Below are 21,790 nucleotides of genomic sequence, written 5' to 3'. Positions count from 1 at the left end.
GCTCCTAGCTCATTGTTCCAGCTCCCCGGCCAATGTGGTGTCGCTCTCGCCCCGGCGCGCACGCTGCCGGACCGGGTCGGGAACCGGGACGGCCGTGACCAGGCGGCGGGTGTAGGGGTCCACGGGGTGACGCAGGATCTGTTCGCGATCGCCCTGTTCGACACAGCGGCCCTCGCGCAGCACCAGTATCCGGTCGGCCAGCTGGTCGACCACGGCCAGGTCGTGGCTGACGAACAGGCAGGCCCAGCCGCACTCGCGTTGCAGCTCGGCGAACAGTTCCAGCACCGCCGCCTGCACCGAGACGTCCAGCGCGCTGGTCGGTTCGTCGGCCACCAGCAGGTCGGGGTCGAGGACCAGCGCCCTGGCCAGGCTGGCCCGCTGACGCTGCCCGCCGGACAGTTCGTGCGGATACCGGCGTTCGGTGCCCGCGGGCAGGCGCACGTCGTCGAGCAGTTGCCGCACCCGATCGCGGATGCCCGCCCTGGTGCCCACCTTGTGCACGGCCAGCGGCTCGGCCACGCACTCGCCGATGGTCAGGCGCGGATTGAGCGAGCCCGCCGGGTCCTGGAACACGAACCCGAAGCGGCGCCGGATCGGGCGCAGCCTGCGCTGGGAGAGCGCGGCGATGTCCTGCCCGCGCACCAGCACCTGCCCGGCGCTCGGCCGCTGCAAGGCCGCGACGCAGCGCCCGATGGTCGACTTGCCCGACCCCGACTCCCCCACCAGCCCCAGCGTCTCCCCCGGCCGGATCACCAACCCCACCTCGTCCACCGCCCGGAACGCGGGCCGCCCGAACGGCCCGGGGAACTCGACCACCAGATCGCGCACCTCGAGCACCGGCTCGGCCGCCGGATCGGGTGCGGGCCGCCCACCCGCCGCGCCCAGATGCGGCACCGCCGCCAGCAGCGAGCGGGTGTACTCGGCGCGCGGCGCGGCGAACAGTTCGTCCACCGGCGCCTCCTCGACCACCTCGCCCGCGCGCATCACCACCACCCGGTCGGCGAGGTCGGCGACCACACCCATGTTGTGGGTGATCAACACGATCGCGCTGCCCAGCCGGTCGCGCAGGTCGCGCAGCAGATCCAGGATCTCGGCCTGCACGGTGACATCCAGCGCCGTGGTCGGCTCGTCGGCGATGATCACCTTCGGCTCGCACGCGATGGCCACGGCGATCATCACCCGCTGCTTCTGCCCGCCGGAGAGCTGGTGCGGGTAGTAGTCCACCCGGTGTCGCGGATCGGGCAGGCCCACGGTGCCCAGCAGCTCGATCGCCTTGGCGCGCGCGGCCTTGCGGCCCATCCCGCTGTGCGCGCGCAGCGCCTCGGCGAGCTGGAATCCCACGGTGAACAGCGGGTCCAGCGCGCGGGCGGGCTCCTGGAAGATCATCGAGACCGCGCCGCCACGCAGCGCCGTCAGCTGACGTTCGGTCATCGCCGTCACCGCCCGGTCGCCGACGCGCACCAGCCCGCGCACCCGCGCGGTGTGCGGCAGCAGGCCGATCGCGGTGCGCGCGCTCACCGACTTGCCCGAGCCGGACTCCCCCACGATGGCGAGCACCTCGCCAGGGAACACCTCGTAGGACACCTCCCGCACCGCCTCGACCGGCCCGCTGTCGGTGGCGAAGGTCACCGACAGCCCGTCCACCGACAGGGCGGGTGTGCGCGGCTCAGTCATCGGCCTGTTCCTTCTCCGTCGCGGTGGTGACGGCCCGCCGGGTGCGCAGCAGCGGATTCAGTGTCTCGTCGACGCTCTCGCCCACCAGCGTCATCCCGAGGACCACCAGCACGATGGCGGTGCCCGGGAAGATCGAGGTCCACCAGATCCCGTTGGACACGTCGTTGAGCGCCTTGTTCAGGTCGTAGCCCCACTCGGCGGCCTGGGTGGGCTCGATGCCGAAGCCGAGGAACCCCAGCGCGGCCAGGGTGAGAATCGCGTCGGCGGCATTGATGGTGACGATCACCGGCAGCGATCCGGTGACATTGCCCAGGATGTGCCGGAACATGATCCGCGTCGTGGAGGCCCCGGTGACCCGCGCCGCGTCCACATACGGCTCGGTCTTCACCGCCACCGTCGCATTGCGCACCACCCGGAAGTACTGCGGCACATACACCACCGTGATGGCGATGGCCGCCGACAGCATCCCGCCCAGACTGCTCGACGTCCCGCCCGCCACCACGATCGAGACCACGATGGCCAGCAGCAGCGTGGGAAACGCGTAGATCGCGTCCATCACCACCACCAGCACCCGGTCCACCCAGCGCCCCACATACCCCGACAGCAACCCGAGCGGCACCCCGACCAGCAGCGACAGCGTCACCGCGACGACGATCACCAGCAGCGCGGTGCGCGCGCCGAACAGCACCCGCGAGAACACGTCCTCGCTGCGCACCGAGGTGCCGAACCAGTGCTGCGCCGAGGGCGGCTGCTGCGACACGAAAGCCACCCCGTCGGCATTGTTCTGGGCCAGCCCGTAGGGCGCGAGCAGCGGCGCGCACACCGCGACGAGGACGAACCCCGCCACCAGCACCAGCCCGGTGATCAGCGAGACCCGTTGCAGCCCGGCGGTCATCGACAGCATCCGCGCGCCCGGAATCCGGCGCCCGCCCATCAGAACCGCACCCTCGGGTCGATCAGCGCGACGACGGCGTCCACCACGAAACTCATCACCGCGACCAGCACCGCGATGAACGCCACGATCCCCTGCACCGCGATGAAGTCGCGCGCCCGCAGGTACTCGGCGAGCTGGTAGCCCAGCCCCTTCCATTCGAAGGTGGTCTCGGTGAGGACCGCGCCGCCGAGCATCATCGCGATACACATGCCCATCACCGTGACGATGGGGATCAGCGCGTTGCGCACCGCGTGCCGCCCGGTGACCACCCGCGCGGACAACCCCCGCGCCCGCGCCGCCTCCACGAAATCGCTGCGCAGCGTCTGGATCAGGTTCACCCGCACCAGCCGCAGGAAGATGCCGCCGGTGAGCAGCCCGAGCGCGACGGCGGGCAGCACCGCGTGCTCGAGCACGTCCAGGATGTAGGACGGCTCCCCGTAGCGGATCGCGTCGACGATCAGGATGTTGGTCCGCGGCGAGACGTGCCGCAACGCCAGTTCCACCCCGGTACTGGCCCGCCCGCCCACCGGGAACCAGCCCAGCCACACCGAGAAGATCAGCTTGAGCAGCATCCCGACGAAGAACACCGGCGCCGCGTAGGCCAGCACCGCCGAGAACCGCAGCGCGGCGTCGGCGGCCGAATCCCGATGTGTCGCCGCGTATCTGCCCAGCGGAACGCCCACCGCGAAGGCGATGAGCAGCCCCCAGAACACCAGCTCGAAGGTGGCGGCACCGTAGGTCACCACCACCTCGGCGATCTCTTGATTGTCTTGGGTGCGCCCGAAATCGCCGTGCAGGAAACCGGTCAGGTACTCCCAGTACTGGGTGAGGATCGGGCGGTTGAGCCCGGCGGCCTCCTTGCGCTGCTCGATCTGGTCCTGGGTCAGCCGCCCACCCATGGCCGCACTGATCGGGTCACCGATCACGCGCATGAGGAAGAACACCACGGTGACCAGCAGCCAGGCCGTCGGCAGGATCAGCAACAGCCGGACCAGCAGATACCGCGCCAGCGCGAGCTGCCGGGAATCACTGCCGCGCAGCCCTTTCCGGCGCCGCACCGGCTCCGTTTCGGCGCTCACCGCGGCCTACTTGCTCAGGACGGTGAACCGGAACTTGAACGAACCGTCGAGAGTCTGCTCCACCCCCGAGACCGACGGCCGCGACACCGCGACCTGCTTGCCCGAGAGCAACGGCAGCGTCGGCAGGTGGTTCTGCGCCAGATCGGTCTGCAGCTTCTCGATCAGCGCGATGCGCTCGGCCCGATCGGGTTCGGTGGCCTCGGCGGTCAATTGCGCGGTGACACCGGCGTTCTCGAAGTGCGACTGCAGGAAGTTGTTCGGCCCGAAGAACGGCGTGAGGTAGTTGTCGGCGTCCGGGAAGTCGGGGAACCAGCCGAACTGGTAGAGCGGGTAGCCGTCGGCGGCGCGCTCCTTCTGATAGGTCACCCACTCGGTCGACTGCAGGTTCACCGTGAACAGCCCCGAGGCTTCGAGCTGCGACTTCACCGCCGCGTACTCCTCGGAGGAGCTCGAGCCGTAGTGGTCGGGGTTGTACTGCAGGTTCAGCGTCACCGGGGTGGACACGCCCGCGTCGGCCAGGAACTTCGCCGCCTTCGCCTTGTCGGGCTTCGCGCCGTAGAGCTGCTTCAACGGCTCGGCCGCACCCGTCATCCCCTGCGGGACATAGCCGTACGCGGGCTGATAGGTGCCCTTGTACACCGAGGTGGCCAGCGCATCGCGATCCACCGAGGACGCCACCGCCTTGCGCACGGCCAGCTTCTGCTCGGGTGTCGCGCCCGGCATGGTGTTCATGTTGAAGACGATGTAGCGCAGTTCGCCGCCGGGCCCGTCGGTGACCTTCACCGACGAATCCGCGCGCAGCGAGTCGATATCGGTGGGCGTGAACGAGCGGTAGCCGACATCGATGGCACCGTTCTGCAGGTCCAGCTTGAGATTGTCGGAGGTCGCGTAGTACTTCATCGACACGGTCTCGGTGCGCGGGGTGCCGAGTACGCCCTGATAGCCCGGGTTCGCCTGGTACTCCACCAGCTTGTTCTTGTCGTAGCTGCTGATCGTGTACGGACCCGAATAACCCTTGGCGGCAACGACTTCGTCGTCGGTGGCGACACGGTCGGCCGGGAACACCTTCTCGTCCACGATCGGTCCGGCCTGGGTCGGCAGGATGGTCGGGAAGGTCTGGTCGTCGGCGACCTTCAGCGTGAACGCGACGGTGAGATCGTCGACCACATCGGTTTTCGCGAGATTGCCCAGCAGCGAGGCAGGACCGTGCGGATCGTTGATCGCCACCATGCGGTCGAAGGAGAACTTGACGCTGTTGGCGGTCAACGGATTTCCGTTGGCGAAGGTGAGCCCGGATTTGATCTTGCACGTATAGATCGTCGGAGCGGTGAACTCGCATTTCTCCGCCGCGTCGGGCTTCGGCGTGGTGTCACCCGGCGCGAAATTCAGCAGATACGAATAGATCTGGGTCTCCACCAGCAGCGAGCCGTTGTCGTAGGCGGCGGCCGGGTCCAGCGAGAAGATCTTGTCGGTGGTGCCCAGCACCAGCCCACCGGCACCATCGGTGCGACCCGAGCCGCATCCGGCGAGCGTGGCCGCGACCACGGCGGCGATTCCTACGGCGGCAACATATTTCTTCACCATCGGGCCCCGTTCTCGAACTGCGATTGAGGGGACCGTACCGGCGCCGCATTACCGCCCAGTTTCGAATGCGTCGATCGGCGGCCGGGATGCCATGAACAATTCTTACGTAATAATGTTGCGCCGCAATGTCATTCATTCGACACATGCGAAGGGCCGGTCAGGTTTATCCTGACCGGCCCTTCGACTGGGAAACCTACGGACGGCTCAACGCGTCGACGTTGACGTTCTCGCCCAGCAGCTTGGCTTCGGACTTACCCGAGAGCATCCCCTCGAGCACGTTCTTGCCGATCGCGGCCTCCTGCGGCAGCGCGATCGGGTAGTCACCGGTGAAGCAGGCCGTGCACAGGCGCGAGGCAGGCTGCTCGGTGGCGGCGATCATGCCCTCGGTGCTGATGTAGCCGAGGCTGTCGGCGCCGATCGAGCGGCGCACGTTCTCCACCATGTCGGCATAGCTGTCCTCGGAGCCGGTGCCGTTGGCGATCAGCTCCGCGCGCGAGGCGAAGTCGATGCCGTAGAAGCACGGCCACTTCACCGGCGGCGAGGCGATGCGCACGTGGATCTCCAGCGCGCCCGCCTCACGCAGCATGCGGATCAGCGCGCGCTGGGTGTTGCCGCGCACGATCGAGTCGTCGACCACGATCAGGCGCTTACCGCGGATCACCTCGCGCAGCGGGTTGAGCTTGAGCCGGATACCCAGCTGACGGATCGTCTGGCTGGGCTGGATGAAGGTGCGGCCCACATAGGCGTTCTTCATCAGGCCCTGGCCGTAGGAGATGCCGGAGCCCTGCGCGTAACCGACGGCGGCGGGCGTGCCCGACTCGGGCACCGGGATCACCAGATCGGCCTCGATCGGATGTTCCTTGGCCAGCTTGCGGCCGATCTCCACGCGGGTGGAGTGCACCGAGCGGCCGGAGATGGTCGTATCCGGACGCGCCAGGTACACGTACTCGAACACGCAGCCCTTGGGCTCGGGGTTGGCGAAGCGCATGGACCGCACGCCGTCGGCGTCGATGGCCAGCAGCTCACCCGGCTCGATCTCGCGCACGAACGCGGCGCCGACGATGTCGAGCGCGGCGGTCTCGGAGGCCACCACCCAGCCCCGGTCGAGCCGGCCGAGCACCAGCGGGCGCACACCGTGCGGGTCGCGCGCGGCGTAGAGGGTGTGCTCGTCCATGAAGGTCAGGCAGAACGCGCCGCGCAGTTGCGGCAGCAGCTCCATCGCGGCCTGCTCGATGCTCGAGTCGGCGGCGGCGTGCGCCAGCAGCGCGGTGACGATGTCGGAGTCGGAGGTGGCCCCGGTCATCTGCGGGCGGCCGTTGATCACGCCCGCGCCGATCAGCCCCAGCTCACGGGCGCGACCGGCCAGTTCGGCGGTGTTGACCAGATTGCCGTTGTGGCCCAGCGCCAGGCCGGAACCGACGGCGGTGGTGCGGAAGATCGGCTGCGCGTTCTCCCAGGTGACCCCACCGGTGGTGGAGTAACGACAGTGCCCGACGGCGATGTGCCCCGGCATGGCGCCGAGGGTCTGCTCGTCGAACACCTGGGAGACCAGGCCGAGATCCTTGAAGACCAGGATCTGCGAGCCGTCGGAGACGGCGATACCGGCCGCCTCCTGGCCGCGATGCTGCAGCGCGTAGAGGCCGTAATAGGTGAGCTTGGCGACGTCCTCGTCCGGAGCCCAGACGCCGAAGACGCCACACTCCTCGCGGGGCTCGTTCTCGGGCTCGTCCGGAAGTGTGGATGTGCTGTCGATCGCGCGATCGGCGTGGGTCACCGTGTGCTCCCTGTTCGGGCGGGCTGGGGGCAGGTCTCATTCTACGGGTGAATCGGTCCTCGACGCGCACCACAGTGCAAACCCGGCGCAATCGACAGTGGTGATCACGCGAATTCCGGGGACACAGCTGTTACCGTGCCGATCGTGACCACCGATGACAGTGCGCACGAACCAGCTGATTCCCCAGCGTCTCCCGTGGACAACACCGAATCGGTCGCGAAGGATTCCGATCCGGCGCGGAGCCGGAGAGCGACGTTGGACACACTCCGCATCCCACCGCGCCGCTGGCTCCGGATCGTGTTCGCGCCCACTGTCGTGCTCTCGATCGTGTTGTCCCTGCTCGGGGTGATGTATCTGGCCTACATCTCCGACCCGGAGGGAAATCTGCACGATTTCCCGATCGCGCTGGTCAACCAGGACGTCGGCGACACCATCGACGTCGACGGCCGCCCCCAGCAGGTGAACTTCGGCAAGCAGGTGGCCGAGGCGCTGGTGGCCGGGATGCCCGCCGACCAGATCGACCTGAAGGTCGTCGGGATCAGCGAGTCCGAGCGGCTGATGCGCAGCGCGCAGATCTACGGTGCCATCGTCATCCCCAGTGATTTCAGCAAACGGCTGGGCATTCTCGGGGTGGGCAGTGTGGTCGGCGGCGAGATCGAGCGCCCGATCATCACCGTGCAGACCAATCCCGGCATGGGCCCGTACTCCGCGGGCATCGTCACCCGCATCGGTGAGCGGGCGATGAGCGAGGTGAACAACCAGGTCGGCCGCCAGCTCACCGCCCAGGTCCGCGACACCCTCGCCGCGACGCCGGAGGGCGCGCAGGCGCCGCAGATCTCCGGTGCCGCCCAGATCACGCTGTCCCAGCCGATCCACATCATCGAGCGGGACTGGCGACCGCTGGGCAAGGGCGCGGGCCTTGGCCTGACCGCTTTCTTCTACGCGCTGCTGATCCTGATGGCCGGGGTGGTCGGCGCGATGGTCATCCACACCATGGTCGACGCGCAACTGGGCTTCCAGCCCACCGAGTACGGCCCCTGGTACGTGCACTATCCACCCACCCCGATCTCGCGATTCCACACGCTGCTCATCAAATGGGGCGTGATGGGCTTCGTGGCGATCGTGGTCTCGCTGCTCTATCTGCTCGTCGCGAAGATCCTCGGCGTCGCCGGTCAGCAGCCGACCCAGCTGTTCCTGTTCTCGGTCCTGGCCCTCATCGCGGTCGGCCTCACCTGCATGGCCTCCCTCGCCGCCTTCGGCACCGCGGGCCTGCTCATCAACCTGGCCGTCTTCGTCATCCTCGGCCTGCCCTCCTCCAGCGGCACCGTCCCCATCCAGGCCACCCCCACCTACATCGCCTGGCTGGCCGAATTCGAACCGATGCACCAGGTCTACCTGGGCATGCGCTCGATCCTCTACTTCGAATCCGACTACACCGCCGGCCTCGGCCGAGGCATCTGGATGTCCCTCCTCGGCCTACTCATCGCCCTCATCGGCGGCGTAGTCATCACCAAGTACTACGACTACAAGGGCCTCCACCGCGAAAACCTGGTCGACAAGAAGAAAACCGCGGCCTGACCTACCCGGTGCTCGGACGCACCGCGACGATCGGTAACCAACCCGCGATCTCCCGCGCCCGCAAGCCGGAAACCGACAGTGCTCCGGAGTCGACGGCGGTGTCGAAATCCAGGAGGCCGGTGGCCAGGAGCAGCCAGGTGCGGGGGTCGGTTTCGACGACGTTCGGCGGTGTTCCGCGCGTGTGGCGGGGGCCCTCGATGCACTGCACGGCCACGAACGGCGGCACCCGCACCTCCACCGAATGCCCCGGCGCACTCCCCGCCAACGCCCGAGCCGTCCCCTTGACCGCCGCCGCGATGTCCGCACGGACCGGCGCCGGCGCTGTCTCGTCGTGCAACCACTCCCGCACCCCGAGCACCGCCGCTCGCACCTCCCCCGGATCCACCGTCTTCCTCGCCATACCGGCACGGTACCGACCGCGACCGACACTTCGGCAGCCAACCATCCGTACATCGTCCAATCGATTAGACTTGATTCCGTAAAATTAACTAGACTAAGGCCATACGATGTGGATCTGCGGGCATCGAGTCGTCACGGTGACCGTGGCTTCCGGACACAACTCGCAGTCACCGGGCATGGTTCGTGTCGTGAACAAGGCGATCGCCCAGTGCCAGGCGCAATGCACGGAGGAATCATGACCGTCTACCAGATCGACGTGTCCCGAGACGACCGCTGGTGGATGATCCGGATTCCCCAGCTGGACGGCGTCAACGGCAATATCGAAGGGCTCACCCAGGCACGACGCTATGCCGACATCGCCAAAGAGGCGACCGACTACATCTGCACGGTGGCCGACGTCGCCCCGTCGACGGTCGAGCTCACCATCTCCGCCCACGTGGGCGAGACCGATGTGACGGCCGCCGCCGAGGAGGTCTCCCGGGCACGCGCCGAGGCGGCCCGCCAGGAAGCCCGTGCCATGCGGATCGCCACCGCGACCGCGCGCCGCCTCGCCGCCGACGGAGTTCCCGTCCGCGACATCGGCGCAGTCCTGGGAGTCACCTTCCAGCGAGCCTCCCAGCTCGCCAATTCCTGAGGTCGGCCAACGGCGCACTCGCACCGCTGTCATCGACGAATCCCTGCGGTTGTTCACCAGGTAGACCGCCTGGCGCGGGCGCGGTCGACCCGCGAGGATGGGGCGATGTCGACCCGTGAGCTGCTCGTCCTCGGTACGGCGGGGGCCGTGCCGACGCGCCGCCGCAACCACAATGGATACCTGCTGCGCTGGGACGGGCAGGGCGTCCTGTTCGATCCCGGGGAGGGCATCCAGCGGCAGATGTCGCTGGCGGGCGCGTCGGCGACCGAACTGCGCTGGGTGTGCGTCACCCATTTCCACGGCGACCATTCCCTCGGCGTCCCCGGTGTCGTGCAGCGGCTGGGCCGCGACCGGGTTCCGCACGACGTGCACGCCGTGTTCCCGGCCGAGGGCGCCGAATACTGGCAGCGCCTGCGGTACGCGACCAGCTACCACGACGAGCCCTCCCTGGTGGAGCACCCGGTCAGCGGCGCCTGGGAAACGTTGCAGGGCAACGGTTTCAACATCACCGCGCTCCCGCTGGCGCACAGCATCCCCACATACGGCTACCGTCTGGCCGAGCCGGACGGCCGCGCCTATCTACCGGCGAAACTGCGTGAGCACGGCATCACCGGCGCGGCGGTTCGTGAGCTGTCGGGCGAGCTGCTCGCCGAATGCACTACCCCCAAGCCCGGCCAGAAGGTCGCCTTCGTGATGGATACCGGCTTGTGCGACAACGTCTTCGCGCTCGCCGACGGCGTCGACCTGCTTGTCATCGAGTCCACCTTCCTCGACACCGAGACCGAACAGGCCGCCGAACGCGGACATCTCACCGCCCGCCAGGCAGGCGAGGTCGCCCGCGCGGCCGGAGTGAAAACCCTTGTCCTGACCCATTTCTCCGAGCGCTACACCGAATCCGACGACCCCTTGTTCCTGGAACAGGCAGGCTTCCCCGGCGCCGTCCTCGCCCACGACCTGGCCCGAATCCCCCTGCCCGCCCGCCGATCCGGCCGCATCGCCCCGCCCACGCACTAGGGTCGTCACCATGCGAGGCGTGCCCGCCCTGATCGCGCTGTGTGCCCTGGCCACCGCCTGCCAGGCCCCCGACGACACCACCCACCCGAACCGTCACCATTGGTCGCCGCCTGCGCGGGCGACCAGCCGACCGGGCCCCAGACCATCGCGGGCCCCGACCTCGCTCGCTTCGTCGCCGCCACCCCGCTGCCCCCGGATGTCCGCGTGGCGGGCGGCCAGCTGGCGTTCTCCCCGCAGCAGGACGGGCTGGTCGACCTGTCCCTTGACCTCTGCCTGCCGGGTACCCCTGGCATCGACGAGCTGCGCGTGGTCGCCACCGCCCTGGCCCACGACCTCGCCGCCCACGAGCTGGGCGAACGCACCGCTACGCTGTCGATCGCCTGCGTGTGCCCGCACGATCCCGCCACCGTCGCGGTGCGCGACCCGGCATTCCGGCAGCACCCCTGGGACGGCACGCCCTCACCGGAGGTCGAGCTCCTGACCTGGGAAATCATGCCCGGCTAGGCATGGAGACGCACAGAAGTCGTACATTCGTCCCATGAGTGTCCTCGATCCGGAACCGACGACGTTGCGGCTGCGCGGCAGCAGCGACGGGCTCACCCTCGCCGCCGACAGCTTCGGTCCCGACACCGGCCAGCTGGTCGTGATGCTGCACGGCGGCGGCCAGACCCGGCATTCCTGGAAGCGGACGGGTCGCGCGCTGGCGGCCGCCGGGATGCGGGTGGTCGCCGTCGACGCGCGCGGGCACGGCGACAGCGACTGGTCATCCGAGCGCGACTACTCCCGCACCGCCATGGTCGCCGACCTGCACTCCGTGCTCGCCCAGCTCGGCGCGACACCGGAAGCAGGCGCGGTGGTGGTCGGTGCCAGCATGGGCGGGATCACCGGCCTGCTCGCCACCGCCGACCCGGCCGGTTCCGCCATCCGCGCCCTGGTGCTGGTCGACATCGTGCCCCGCACACAGAACGCGGGCGTGGAGCGCGTGATGGACTTCCTCGGCAGGCACCGCGACGGCTTCGACACCCTCGAACAGGTCGCCGACGCCGTCGCCGCGTACATGCCGCACCGCCCGCGCCCGGACAACGCCGACGGCCTGCTGCGCAATCTGCGGCAGCGCGACGGCCGCTGGTACTGGCACTGGGACCCGGACCTGATCAGCGATGTCGACGCGAATCCGCAGGACCGCGTCGCCGAGATGGAGGCCGCCGCCGAGGCACTGACCATCCCGGTGCTGCTGGTGCGCGGCGGCAAGTCCGATGTGGTCAGCGACGAGGGCGCCGCGGCCTTCCTGGCCCTGGCCCCGCACGCCCGCATGGCCGAGATCGGCACCGCCGCCCACACCGCCGCGGGCGACGACAACGACGCCTTCACCGACGCCGTCGCCACCTTCGTCGCCACCGCCTGACCCGGCCTACCGCCGGTTCTCGATCCACCGCGCCGCCACCGGCGCCAGCGCTCCCCCGGCATTGATCGCCAGGTGCAGCAGCGCGGGCGCGGTGGCACTGCCGGACCGGCGCCGCAACCACCCGAAGACGAGCCCGGCGAGCGTGGTCGCCGCGACCGTCACCGCCACCGGGTCACCGGCCGCGCGCGCCGGATGGACATGCCACACACCGAAATCGAGGGCGCCGACCACTGGGGCCGCCGGGCCGAGCTCGTCATCGAGGAGCGGGTCGAGCGTCCCACGGAAGACCGCCTCCTCCGCCAGCACCGTGCCGAAGGGAATGTGCAGCGCGATCCATTCCAGCGTGGACGTCTCCGGCACCCGCTCGGCCACTTCGAGCGGCAACCGCCGTACTGCCGGAATCGACAGCGCCACACCGTATCCGGCGATCACCGCGGCAGCTCCGCCCAGTCCCCAGCGAAACCCACTGGCCGACAGCCAATTCGGCCGCCCACCGAACACCCCGGAGTACAGCCCCGCGAAGGCGACATTGGCCGCCGTCCGCCCGCGCAACGGCAGTTCCAGCGCGGGGAGCACCCGATTGCTCCACAGCGGCGGAACGACCAGAGCGAGAACAGTTCTCGGCGCGCGCCACGCGCCCCGGACACCGCCCGTCACTTCACCTCCCGCTCGTAGACCTCCGCCGCTTCCAGCGCCGCCCGGATGCGGTCGATCTCCACCGCGCTCACGTCCGGCGGTGCCGCCACCGCGAGCCACCCGTCCAGCACCAGCGTCCCGTACCGGTGCCCGTGCCCGTCGACGACGCCTTGGGCATTGGTGAGATCGGCCGTGACCTGCCAGAACGTCACGAACGGCGCCCACCGCATCTGCGTCGACACATCGGTCCCGCGTGGTTCGCTCAGCCAGTCCGGCTGGGTGAAGATGAGGTCGGCCGACCACCACACGATGGGGTCGGAGGGGTGCTGGAGGTAGGCGATGCGCGGTGCGCGCCAGGTCTCGGGTGGACCGAGGTCGGTCGCGTCGTCGGCGAAGCGGACCACCAGCCCGTCGGCGTACACCGGCTCCACCTGCGGCGATCCCGGATCGCGGCGGTCGACGAACTGTTTCCACAGCCGGTTGGAGTTGGGCGGCCCCACCCACAGCGCGCCGTCGACCTTCTCGCGCAGGTCACCGAGCCCGTCGAAGGCCTCCTCCGAACCCTGCGAGCCCAGGCTCTCCCCGTAGACGAACAGTTTCGGCCGGTGTCCCTCCGGCTGGGCCAGCCACCGCTGGTACACCGCGTCGAACAGTTCGCGGCTCGCCGCGGCGGCCTTCTCCCGGTCGGACAGGAACGAGAGCACGCTGGGCAGATAGGAGTACTGGGTGGCCACGAGGGCGGTGTCGCCGCCGTAGAGGTATTCGATCGCGCCGGCGGCCATCCCGTTGACCCACCCGGTCCCCGTGGTGGTGACCACGACCATGGCCTCACGCTCGAAAGCCTTGGTCCGGTCGAGTTCCGCGACGGCGAGTTGCGCGGCGGTCTGGTCCCCGTGCGTGGACTCCAGCCCCACATAGGCCCGGATCGGTTCGCGCGCAGGCTTTCCCGTCACCTCGGCGATGTCGTCGGCGCTCGGCCCGTTGGACACGAACCACCGGCCCTCGTAGCCGAGGGTCTGCCAGGCCGCCAGCGAGGCCGGGCTGCCGGAACGTTCGGGGCTCACCGGCCGCACCGCGTACGCGCTGTCGCGGTCGTTGCGCACACTGAACGCGGAGTTGGCGACGGCGAAGAACGCCCGCGAGGCCACACCGTTGAACAGTGTCGTCGCGAACACCACCAGCACCAGCGCCCCGGCGGCGGGCGCGAGCTCGCGCGGCACCTTCACCCAGCGGTTGAGCTGACGCGCCAGCACCAGCACCAGCGTGCGCAGCGTGCGATAGGCGGCCACCACCGCGACGCCGACCGCCACACTGAGCAGCCCGGTGCGCAGGTAGGCGGGGGTGGTGGTCCCGGCCATCCCCATCAGCGAGGTGATCTCGCGCTGCCAGCGGGCCGACTGGATGAGCATCAGCCCCGCGACCAGCACGCACGCGACCAGCACCGTCGCCTTGATGCCGTAGCGCAGCCGGTCCGAGGGGCTGGGGATCGGGATGCGCGCCCGCACCCACCGCCGGAAGATCCACTCCAGGACACAGCCGAGCCCGTAGCCGATCGCGGCGTTGATCCCGCTGATCAGGCCCTGGAACAGCCAGTCGCGCGGCACCAGCGAGGGGGTCACCGACAGGGCGAAGAACAGGGTCGCCAGCACCAGGCCCGGGTAGTTGAGGTCGATGACGTCCTCGGCGCGACGCAGCAACGCGGCGCCGCGCGCACGCAACGTCACGAGGGTCGAGCCTGCCGCAGACACTCCCCCAGTATGGCTGGCCGGGTTGGGCGCAGCAGGCTGTTGTGAGTGGCGGGTCGGTCACTTTCGGCGGCAACTACCCATCGCACTCGAGTAGTTTCACGCGCCCGCGCGAACGACCTGGTCAGCACACTTGTTCCCATGAGCACACCCAATGCCAAGCCGAAGAACACCTCGGCCTACATGGCCCAGGCCGCGATCGCGTTCGCCGTCAGCCTGTTCGGGACCGGCGCCGGAATCGCCTACCTGCCGCTGGACGGCTGGCAGCGCGCCTTCCTGGCGATGTCGGGCCTGTTCCTGGTGACCAGCTGCTTCACCCTCGCCAAGGTGGTGCGCGACCAGCAGGAGACCCAGTCGGTGATGACTCGACTGGACGAGGCGCGCATCGAACAGCTGATCGCCGAACACAATCCGTTCAAGTCGGTGTCGTGAGCGAACCGGGGCAGCCCCGATCGAGGGGTTCGGCGCTGCCCTGGTTCCTCACTTCAACTGCCGCTCGGTGGCCATCGACTCGATCAGATACGCCTTGATCCGCTCCGCCGATTCCGGTGTGTAGTCCGGGGGTTGGGCCACCACGGCCCACGCGTCGGGCACCAGATTGCCGTAGTTGTGGCCGTGCCCGTCCGAAACCGTCTGCGCGCGGGGCAGATCCGCCGCGACCTGCCAGAACGTGACGATCGGATACCACGACATCGACGGCGACACATCCGGCCCGCGTTTCTCCCGCAGCCAGTCGGGCTGACCGAACAGCAGATCCGGTGACCACCACACCACCGGATCGGAGGCGTGCTGGAGATAGACGATGCGCGGATCGGTCCAGTTCGGTGACGGTTTCCCGAGCTGGTCGGCACTGGCGGCGAAGCGCACCGACAATCCGTCGGCGAAGGTCGGGGTGATCTCCTCGGTGCCGGGATCGCGGCGCCGCACGAACTCCGACCAGAGCCGGTTGGAGTTGGGCGGGCCCACCCAGAGCACGCCGTCGGTGCGGTTGCGGATGTCGGCCAGGCCGGAGAAGGCGCCCTCGGAGCCCTGCGAGCCGAGGCTCTCGCCGTAGACGAGCAGTTTGGGCCGGTTGTCCTCGGGCAGCGCCGACCAGCGCTCGTAGACCTTGTCGAAGAGCAGGCGGCCCATCGTCATCGACTTGTCGCGGTCGGACAGGAACGACAGCGCGCTGGGCAGATACGAGTACTGGGTGGCCACCAGCGCGGTGTCGCCGTGGAACATCAGCTCGATGGCCTCGGCGCTGGTCGTGTCGACCCAGCCGGTGCCGGTGGTGCTGATGACCACCAGGACCTCACGCTCGAAGGCCTTGGTCCGGTCGAGTTCGGCCACCGCCAGATCGGTCTGCGCCTCGAAACCGTCGGCCGACTCCAGGCCCGTGTACACCCGGATCGGTTCGCGGGCAGGCTTTCCGGTGACCTCCTCGATCGCCAGCGGCGTCGGCGCGTTGGCGACGAACCAGCGCCCCTCCGAACCCAGGGTGTCCCAGGCCGCGAGCGAGGCCGGGCTGCCGGAGCGTTCGGGCAGGGTCGGCTGGACGGCGTGCGCGGAGGTGTGGCTGTTGCGGGCACCGAACGCCGAATTGGCCACGGTGAAAAAGGCTTTCGCCAGCACACCGTTGAACAGCAGCACCGCCGCGACACCGACGATGAGGATGCCGAGCGGGCGGGCGAAGGAGGTGGGGATGCGCACCCACTGGTTCAGCCCGCGGCTCACCGCGCGGACCAGGCGCACGACCCCACGGGAGATCCAGATCAGCAGCCCGACCACCACGGCACCGAGCAGGGTGGTGCGCAGGTAGGCGGCCAGCGAGTCCGACACCGGTTCCATGCCCATGAGATCGGTGATCTCGCGCTGCCAGCGCGCCGATTGCAGGGTGATCAGGATCGCGAACACCAGGCACACCAGCACGATCGCGGACTTCACCGCGAGCGCGGTCCAGCTCGGCCGCTTCGCCCAGAACGCCTTCGCCCGGTCCGGCCAGGTGATCCGCGGCAGGACCCAGCGCCGCCAGGCCCAGGCCAGCGCGCAGCCGAGGCCGTAACCGATGGTGGCGTTGATGCCGCTGACCAGGCCCTGGAAGAACCAGCCGCGCGGCAGCAGCGAGGGCGTCATGGACCAGCCGTAGAACATGGTGGCCACGAGCAGACCGGTGTAGTTCGGGTGGAAGAACCGCTCCACCAGGTGGATCACCCGGAGCTTGCCGGAGACCGGTTCCACGGGGGCGGGTGCGGCGGCCGCCGCGGCGGGAGCCGAGCTCGCATCATCGATGGTCAAGCTCGACTCCTCATCGTCGGCTTACGTGTGCGCTCCGAACAGCTTAGGCAGCGTGCCCTCGAACGCCTCGCGCAATTCGGCGAGTGTCACCGAGAACTGGCCCTGCACCTCGACCGAATCCGAGCCCTGGTCGACCACGCCGATGCGCACCCACGGCAGCTGCCGCGCGTCGCACATCTTGGTGAAGCGGGTCTCCTCCGAGCGCGGCACCGCGACGAGCACGCGCCCGGCCGACTCGGAGAACAGCTGCACGAACGGGTCCGACCCCTCGGGAAGCACGATGCGGCAACCGGTTTCCCCGGCCAGCGCGGCCTCGACGACGGTCTGCGCCAGACCGCCCTCGGACAGGTCGTGCGCCGCGGAGATCATGCCGTCGCGCGAACCGGAGGTGAGGACCTCGGAAAGCAGCTGCTCGCGGGCGAAGTCGACCTTGGGCGGCACGCCACCGAGGTGGTCGTGCACGACCTGCGACCAGATCGAGCCGTCGAGCTCGTCGTGGGTCTCGCCCAGCAGGATCAGCGACTCGCCGGGCTCGAGGCCAAGGCCGGTGGGGATGCGGCGGTGCACGTCGTCGATCACGCCCAGCACGCCGACCACCGGGGTGGGCAGGATGGCGTCCTTGCCGGTCTGGTTGTAGAAGCTCACGTTGCCGCCGGTGACCGGAATGCCAAGGGCCGCACAGCCGTCCGCGAGACCGCGCACGGCCTGCTGGAACTGCCACATCACGCCCGGGTCCTCCGGCGAACCGAAGTTGAGGCAGTTGGTGACGGCCTTCGGGGTGGCGCCGGTGGTGGCCACATTGCGGAACGCCTCGGCCAGCGCCAGCTGCGCGCCGGTGTAGGGGTCGAGCTTGGTGTAGCGGCCCGAGGCGTCGGTGGCCAGGGCGATGCCGCGACCGGACTCCTCGTCGATGCGGACCACGCCGGCGTCGGCGTGCTCGGCGAGCACGGTGTTGCCGCGCACGTAGCGGTCGTACTGCTCGGTGATCCACTTGCGGCTGCACAGCTGCGGGCTGGCGATCATGGTGAGCAGGGTCTCGCGCAGCTCGTCGGCCGTCTTGGGCCGGGTGAGGTTCGCGGTGGTGTCGGCGATCAGCGCGTCCTGGGTGTCGGGACGCTGCACCGGGCGCTCGTAGACCGGGCCCTCGTGGGCGACGGTGCGCGGCGGCACGTCCACCACGGTCTCGCCGTGCCAGGAGATGACCAGGTGATCGCCGTCGGTGACCTCACCGATGACGGTGGCCAGCACGTCGTGGCGCTTGCAGACGGCCATGAAGGCGTCCACGTTCTCGGGGGTGACCACCGCGCACATGCGCTCCTGCGACTCGCTCGACAGGATCTCGGCGGGGGTCATGTGCTTGGCGCGCAGCGGGACCTTGGTCAGGTCGATGTGCATACCGCCGTCACCGGCCGCGGCCAGTTCGGAGGTGGCGCACGACAGCCCGGCACCGCCGAGGTCCTGGATGCCGACGACCAGACCGGCCTTGTACAGGTCCAGACAGCACTCGATGAGCACCTTCTCGGTGAACGGGTCACCGACCTGCACGGCGGGCAGCTTCTTGCGGCCGGTGCCGGTCTCCTCGCCGGAGAAGGTGTCCGAGGCGAGCACGGACACGCCACCGATGCCGTCGAGGCCGGTACGCGCGCCGAACAGGATGATCTTGTTGCCCGCACCGGAGGCGAAGGCCAGGTGCAGGTCCTCCACGCGCATCGCACCCGCGCACAGCGCGTTGACCAGCGGGTTGCCCTGGTAGGAGGCGTCGAAGACGGTCTCGCCGCCGACATTCGGCAGGCCCAGGGAGTTGCCGTAGCCGCCGACGCCACGCACGACGCCGTCGACCACGCGGCGGGTGTCGGCCGCGTCGGCCGCGCCGAAGCGCAGCTGGTCCATCACCGCGATCGGGCGCGCGCCCATCGCCATGATGTCGCGCACGATGCCGCCGACGCCGGTGGCCGCGCCCTGGTACGGCTCAACGTAGGACGGGTGGTTGTGGCTCTCGACCTTGAAGGTGACCGCCCAGCCGTCACCGATGTCGACCACACCGGCGTTCTCGCCGATGCCGGCCAGCATGGAGGCCTTCATCTCGTCGGTGGTCGTCTGGCCGAAGTAGCGCAGATGAACCTTGGACGACTTGTACGAGCAGTGCTCGCTCCACATCACCGAGTACATCGCCAGTTCGGCGTCGGTGGGCCGACGGCCCAGAATCTCCTTGATGCGGGCGTACTCGTCGTCTTTGAGACCGAGTTCCTTGTACGGCTGCGGAGCATCCGGGGTGGCTGCGGCGGTGGCGACGGTGTCGACCTGCAGTGTCACGGGAGACCAGGGTCCTTTCGGCCGGGGGGAACTTGACTACGGAGTCTAATCGGCGCCGTACCTGCCGCTGCCGGAGGCCCCGGCGGATTCGAGCTGATCACACCCGCGCCTCGACCGGGCGCTGACCCGTTACTCTGACGCCGTGAACGAAAGTCCGGGGGTTACCGAGCAGGTCGAGCCGCCTGTTCCCGCGCGCGGGGCGGAATCGAGCGCCACTTCTTCCGGTCAGGACCGTCCGCCCGAGCCGCTGGATCCGGACCGTCAGCGCCGCTGGCTGGCCGCCGCCGTCGGGCTGTTCGTGTTCTCCGCGGCCGTCGCGCTGCTGGCGCACTGGTGGCACGGCTTCATCGACTTGCAGGTCTACCGCAACGGCGCGCGCGTGTGGCTCGACGGCGGCGATCTCTACGGCCCGATGCCCCCGGTCTACGGCCTCGGCCTGCCCTTCACCTATCCGCCGCTGGCGGCGATGTTCTTCGTTCCGCTGGCGCTGATGCCGCTGGTGGTGGCCGAGATCGTGGTGCTGGTGACCTCGCTGGTGAGCCTGGGCATCGCGCTGTGGCTGGCGCTGGTGCGGGTGCGTCCCGAACTCGACCGGATCTCGGTGCTGACTGTGCTGATCGCCGGTCTCGGGCTGGCGCAGTTCCTCGAACCGGTGCGCCAGACCTTCAACTTCGGCCAGATCAACCTGGTGCTGATGGCCGTGGTCGCCGTCGACGCGCTGGTCCGCAAGCCGTTCTGGCCGCGCGGCATGCTCATCGGCATCACCGTCTCGATCAAGCTCATCCCCGCCGGCTACCTGCTCTACTTCCTGCTGCGCCGCGATTGGAAGGCCGCGGCCACCCTGGTGGTCTCGGCGGCGGGCGCGGTGGGCATCGGCTTCCTGCTGTTCCCCAACGACTCGGTGCAGTACTGGTTCCACACCGTCACCGACACCGGCCGCATCGGCACCCCGTACTTCGCGGGCAACCAGTCGATCAAGGGCACGCTGTTCCGGCTCGGCCTGGACGAGACGATGGCCACTGGACTGTGGATCGCGCTGTCGGTGCTGACCGTGGGGCTGGCCGCGATCTGGATGGTGCGGCTCATCGACGCGGGGTCCGATGTGGCGGCGCTGCTGGTGAACGCCGCCGCGGTGCTGCTGGTCTCGCCGGTCTCGTGGTCGCACCACTGGGTGTGGGCGGCGCCCGCGCTGGTGATCGCGGTGGATCAGGCCACCCGGCGGCGCTCGCGCGGATTCACCGCCGTGGTGGCCCTGTTCACGCTGATGTTCATCGTCGGCCCGCAGTGGGTGCTGCCGCATTCCGAGGACAAGGAACTGGCCTGGAGCTGGTGGCAGCAGATCATCGGCAGCAGCTACGTGTGGGCCACGTTCGCGGTGATCGTGTACGCGGTGTGCACCTACCGGCCGAACAAGCCCGCGCTCGCGAGCGCCTGATCAATCCAGCTCGACCGGGGTCAGGAAGGCCGCCAGCGCAGCCGCGTAGGCGGGGACATCCGCGGCCGCCATGAGTTCGCGGCAGGAGTGCATGGCCAGCTGCGGGGCGCCGATGTCGACGGTCGAGATGCCGGTGCGCGCCGCCGTCATCGGGCCGATGGTCGACCCGCACGGCAGATCGGCGCGATGCACGTAGCGCTGCAACGGCACCCCCGCCTGCGCGCAGGCCAGCGCGAACGCGCCCGCGCCCGCCGCGTCGGTGGCGTAGCGCAGGTTCTGGTTGACCTTGAGCACCGGCCCACCGCCGATCTCGATGCGGTGCGCGGGCTCGTGCCGCTCGGGGTAGTTGGGGTGCGTGGCGTGCGCCATGTCCCCGGAGGCCACGATCGAACCGGCGAGGGCGGCGAGGTAATCCGCGCGACCACCGCCGCGCGAGAGGACGATCCGCTCCAGCACCGCGGGCAGCAGATCCGACTGGGCACCCCGATCGGATTGGCTGCCCACCTCCTCGTGGTCGAACATCACCAGCACCGGTGACGCGGCGCCCGGTTCGTCGACGGCGGCCAGGAACGCCTGCAGTCCGGCGTAGCAGGTGCCCTGGTTGTCCAGCCGGGGCGCGCTGACCAGGTCGTGCTCGCGGCCGACGATCGTGCTCGGCGCCAGATCGTGGGTCATCAGTTCCCAGCCGAGCACATCGGCCCCGGCCACCCCGGCCCGTTCGGCGACGAAGTCCAGGAACGGCACCCCGGGTGCGCCGATGCCCCAGATGGCGTTGACGTGGCGCTGCGGGTCCAGCGTCACCCCGCGCCGGTCCTCGGACAGGTGGATGGCCAGCTGCGGCACCCGCAGGATGGGCTCGTCGATACGCACCAGCAGATCGCGCATCCGGTCGCCCTCTCGCACACTCAGCCGCCCCGAGATGCCGAGTTCGCGATCGAGCCAGGAGTTGAGCCAGGCCCCGCCGTAGGGCTCGAGCCCGACCAGCTGCCAGCCCGCCGACGACAGGTCCGGATGCTGCTTGACCCGCAGGTTCGGGCTGTCGGTGTGCGCGCCGACCACCCGGAACGGATCGGTCGGCGCGGCATCGAAATCGGCCCACGCGATCAGCGAACCCCCGCGCACCACATAGTGTTTGCCCCCGGCCGACTCCCACGGCCGCTCCTCCGGCAGCGGCGTGAACCCGTTGCCCTCGAGTTCGGCGGCCACCGTCGCGCACACGTGGAACGGTGACGGCGAGGCATCGATGAAGGCACACAGTCCGCTGGCAGTGGCCGCTGTCAGAGATACAGGCATGGGCCCGATCCTAGGG

The 21,790-nt window shown here is 69.4% G+C and carries 18 protein-coding genes; 7 read left to right on the top strand and 11 right to left on the bottom strand.

The genetic code is table 11. The annotated features are described in order from the left end of the window. Positions 1-9: 9 nt before the first annotated feature. From ACWEMY_RS14870 to purF, 5 genes are all read right to left on the bottom strand, one after another. Complete coding sequence (locus ACWEMY_RS14870; protein ID WP_452390460.1) at positions 10-1,674, bottom strand: dipeptide ABC transporter ATP-binding protein; 1,665 nt, start codon at positions 1,672-1,674, stop codon at positions 10-12. Further along, entirely contained in the window at positions 1,667-2,608 is a 942-nt protein-coding gene (locus tag ACWEMY_RS14865) for an ABC transporter permease (RefSeq protein ID WP_452390459.1), read from the bottom strand. Before ACWEMY_RS14865 ends, ACWEMY_RS14870 begins: the two co-directional genes overlap by 8 nt. Then, complete coding sequence (locus ACWEMY_RS14860) at positions 2,608-3,618, bottom strand: ABC transporter permease (RefSeq protein ID WP_452390479.1); 1,011 nt, start codon at positions 3,616-3,618, stop codon at positions 2,608-2,610. Before ACWEMY_RS14860 ends, ACWEMY_RS14865 begins: the two co-directional genes overlap by 1 nt. Before the next feature lie 75 nt (positions 3,619-3,693). After that, positions 3,694-5,271, bottom strand: coding sequence for an ABC transporter substrate-binding protein (locus tag ACWEMY_RS14855; protein ID WP_452390458.1), 1,578 nt, complete (start codon positions 5,269-5,271; stop codon positions 3,694-3,696). Positions 5,272-5,464: 193 nt separating this feature from the next. Then, positions 5,465-7,045, bottom strand: a complete 1,581-nt coding sequence (gene purF, locus ACWEMY_RS14850; RefSeq protein ID WP_452390457.1) for an amidophosphoribosyltransferase — start codon at positions 7,043-7,045, stop codon at positions 5,465-5,467. A gap of 255 nt (positions 7,046-7,300) precedes the next feature. Between purF and ACWEMY_RS14845 the strand changes: the two genes are divergently transcribed. Then, positions 7,301-8,623, top strand: coding sequence for a YhgE/Pip domain-containing protein (locus ACWEMY_RS14845; RefSeq protein WP_452390456.1), 1,323 nt, complete (start codon positions 7,301-7,303; stop codon positions 8,621-8,623). A gap of 1 nt (position 8,624) precedes the next feature. Here the strand turns inward: ACWEMY_RS14845 and ACWEMY_RS14840 are convergent, their stop codons facing one another. Further along, on the bottom strand, positions 8,625-9,023 hold the full coding sequence (locus ACWEMY_RS14840; RefSeq protein WP_452390455.1) for a sterol carrier family protein: 399 nt from the start codon (positions 9,021-9,023) through the stop codon (positions 8,625-8,627). Between the two features lie 234 nt (positions 9,024-9,257). On the opposite strand from ACWEMY_RS14840, the gene ACWEMY_RS14835 reads away from it, so the two are divergent. From ACWEMY_RS14835 to ACWEMY_RS14820, 4 genes are all read left to right on the top strand, one after another. Beyond that, a complete protein-coding gene (locus tag ACWEMY_RS14835; RefSeq protein ID WP_452390454.1) occupies positions 9,258-9,656 on the top strand; it encodes a HicB family toxin-antitoxin system in 399 nt (132 codons plus the stop codon). 105 nt (positions 9,657-9,761) lie between these two features. Then, complete coding sequence (locus tag ACWEMY_RS14830) at positions 9,762-10,670, top strand: ribonuclease Z (RefSeq protein WP_452390453.1); 909 nt, start codon at positions 9,762-9,764, stop codon at positions 10,668-10,670. Positions 10,671-10,769: 99 nt separating this feature from the next. After that, the gene (locus ACWEMY_RS14825) at positions 10,770-11,174 is read left to right on the top strand and encodes a hypothetical protein (protein WP_452390452.1); all 405 of its coding nucleotides are present in this window, start codon (positions 10,770-10,772) and stop codon (positions 11,172-11,174) included. A 34-nt stretch (positions 11,175-11,208) separates the two neighbouring features. After that, positions 11,209-12,075: an alpha/beta fold hydrolase gene (locus ACWEMY_RS14820; RefSeq protein WP_452390451.1), complete on the top strand. Its 867-nt coding sequence runs from the start codon at positions 11,209-11,211 to the stop codon at positions 12,073-12,075. A 6-nt stretch (positions 12,076-12,081) separates the two neighbouring features. Here the strand turns inward: ACWEMY_RS14820 and ACWEMY_RS14815 are convergent, their stop codons facing one another. Together ACWEMY_RS14815 and ACWEMY_RS14810 are read right to left on the bottom strand one after the other, a co-directional pair. Then, entirely contained in the window at positions 12,082-12,732 is a 651-nt protein-coding gene (locus ACWEMY_RS14815; protein ID WP_452390450.1) for a CPBP family intramembrane glutamic endopeptidase, read from the bottom strand. Then, complete coding sequence (locus ACWEMY_RS14810) at positions 12,729-14,435, bottom strand: alpha/beta hydrolase (RefSeq protein ID WP_452390449.1); 1,707 nt, start codon at positions 14,433-14,435, stop codon at positions 12,729-12,731. Before ACWEMY_RS14810 ends, ACWEMY_RS14815 begins: the two co-directional genes overlap by 4 nt. Before the next feature lie 162 nt (positions 14,436-14,597). Between ACWEMY_RS14810 and ACWEMY_RS14805 the strand changes: the two genes are divergently transcribed. Continuing rightward, positions 14,598-14,888, top strand: a complete 291-nt coding sequence (locus ACWEMY_RS14805) for a YiaA/YiaB family inner membrane protein (protein WP_375933585.1) — start codon at positions 14,598-14,600, stop codon at positions 14,886-14,888. Positions 14,889-14,936: 48 nt separating this feature from the next. Here ACWEMY_RS14805 and ACWEMY_RS14800 read toward each other — a convergent pair whose 3' ends face one another. Further along, positions 14,937-16,733 carry an alpha/beta hydrolase gene (locus ACWEMY_RS14800; protein ID WP_452390448.1) on the bottom strand — a complete coding sequence of 599 codons (1,797 nt, stop codon included), beginning with the start codon at positions 16,731-16,733 and terminating at the stop codon, positions 14,937-14,939. Between the two features lie 21 nt (positions 16,734-16,754). Beyond that, on the bottom strand, positions 16,755-19,046 hold the full coding sequence (gene purL, locus ACWEMY_RS14795; RefSeq protein ID WP_452390447.1) for a phosphoribosylformylglycinamidine synthase subunit PurL: 2,292 nt from the start codon (positions 19,044-19,046) through the stop codon (positions 16,755-16,757). A gap of 142 nt (positions 19,047-19,188) precedes the next feature. On the opposite strand from purL, the gene ACWEMY_RS14790 reads away from it, so the two are divergent. After that, a complete protein-coding gene (locus ACWEMY_RS14790) occupies positions 19,189-20,481 on the top strand; it encodes a glycosyltransferase 87 family protein (RefSeq protein ID WP_452390446.1) in 1,293 nt (430 codons plus the stop codon). On the opposite strand, the gene ACWEMY_RS14785 is transcribed toward ACWEMY_RS14790, so the two are convergent. Continuing rightward, positions 20,482-21,774 (bottom strand): M18 family aminopeptidase, encoded by a 1,293-nt coding sequence (locus tag ACWEMY_RS14785; protein ID WP_452390445.1) that lies wholly within the window; start codon positions 21,772-21,774, stop codon positions 20,482-20,484. Positions 21,775-21,790: the final 16 nt, after the last annotated feature.

It is taken from the genome of Nocardia sp. NPDC004415, from assembly GCF_053602435.1.
The sequence above is the reverse complement of the archived record's forward strand: the minus strand, read 5'-3'. Positions and strand labels throughout refer to the sequence as shown.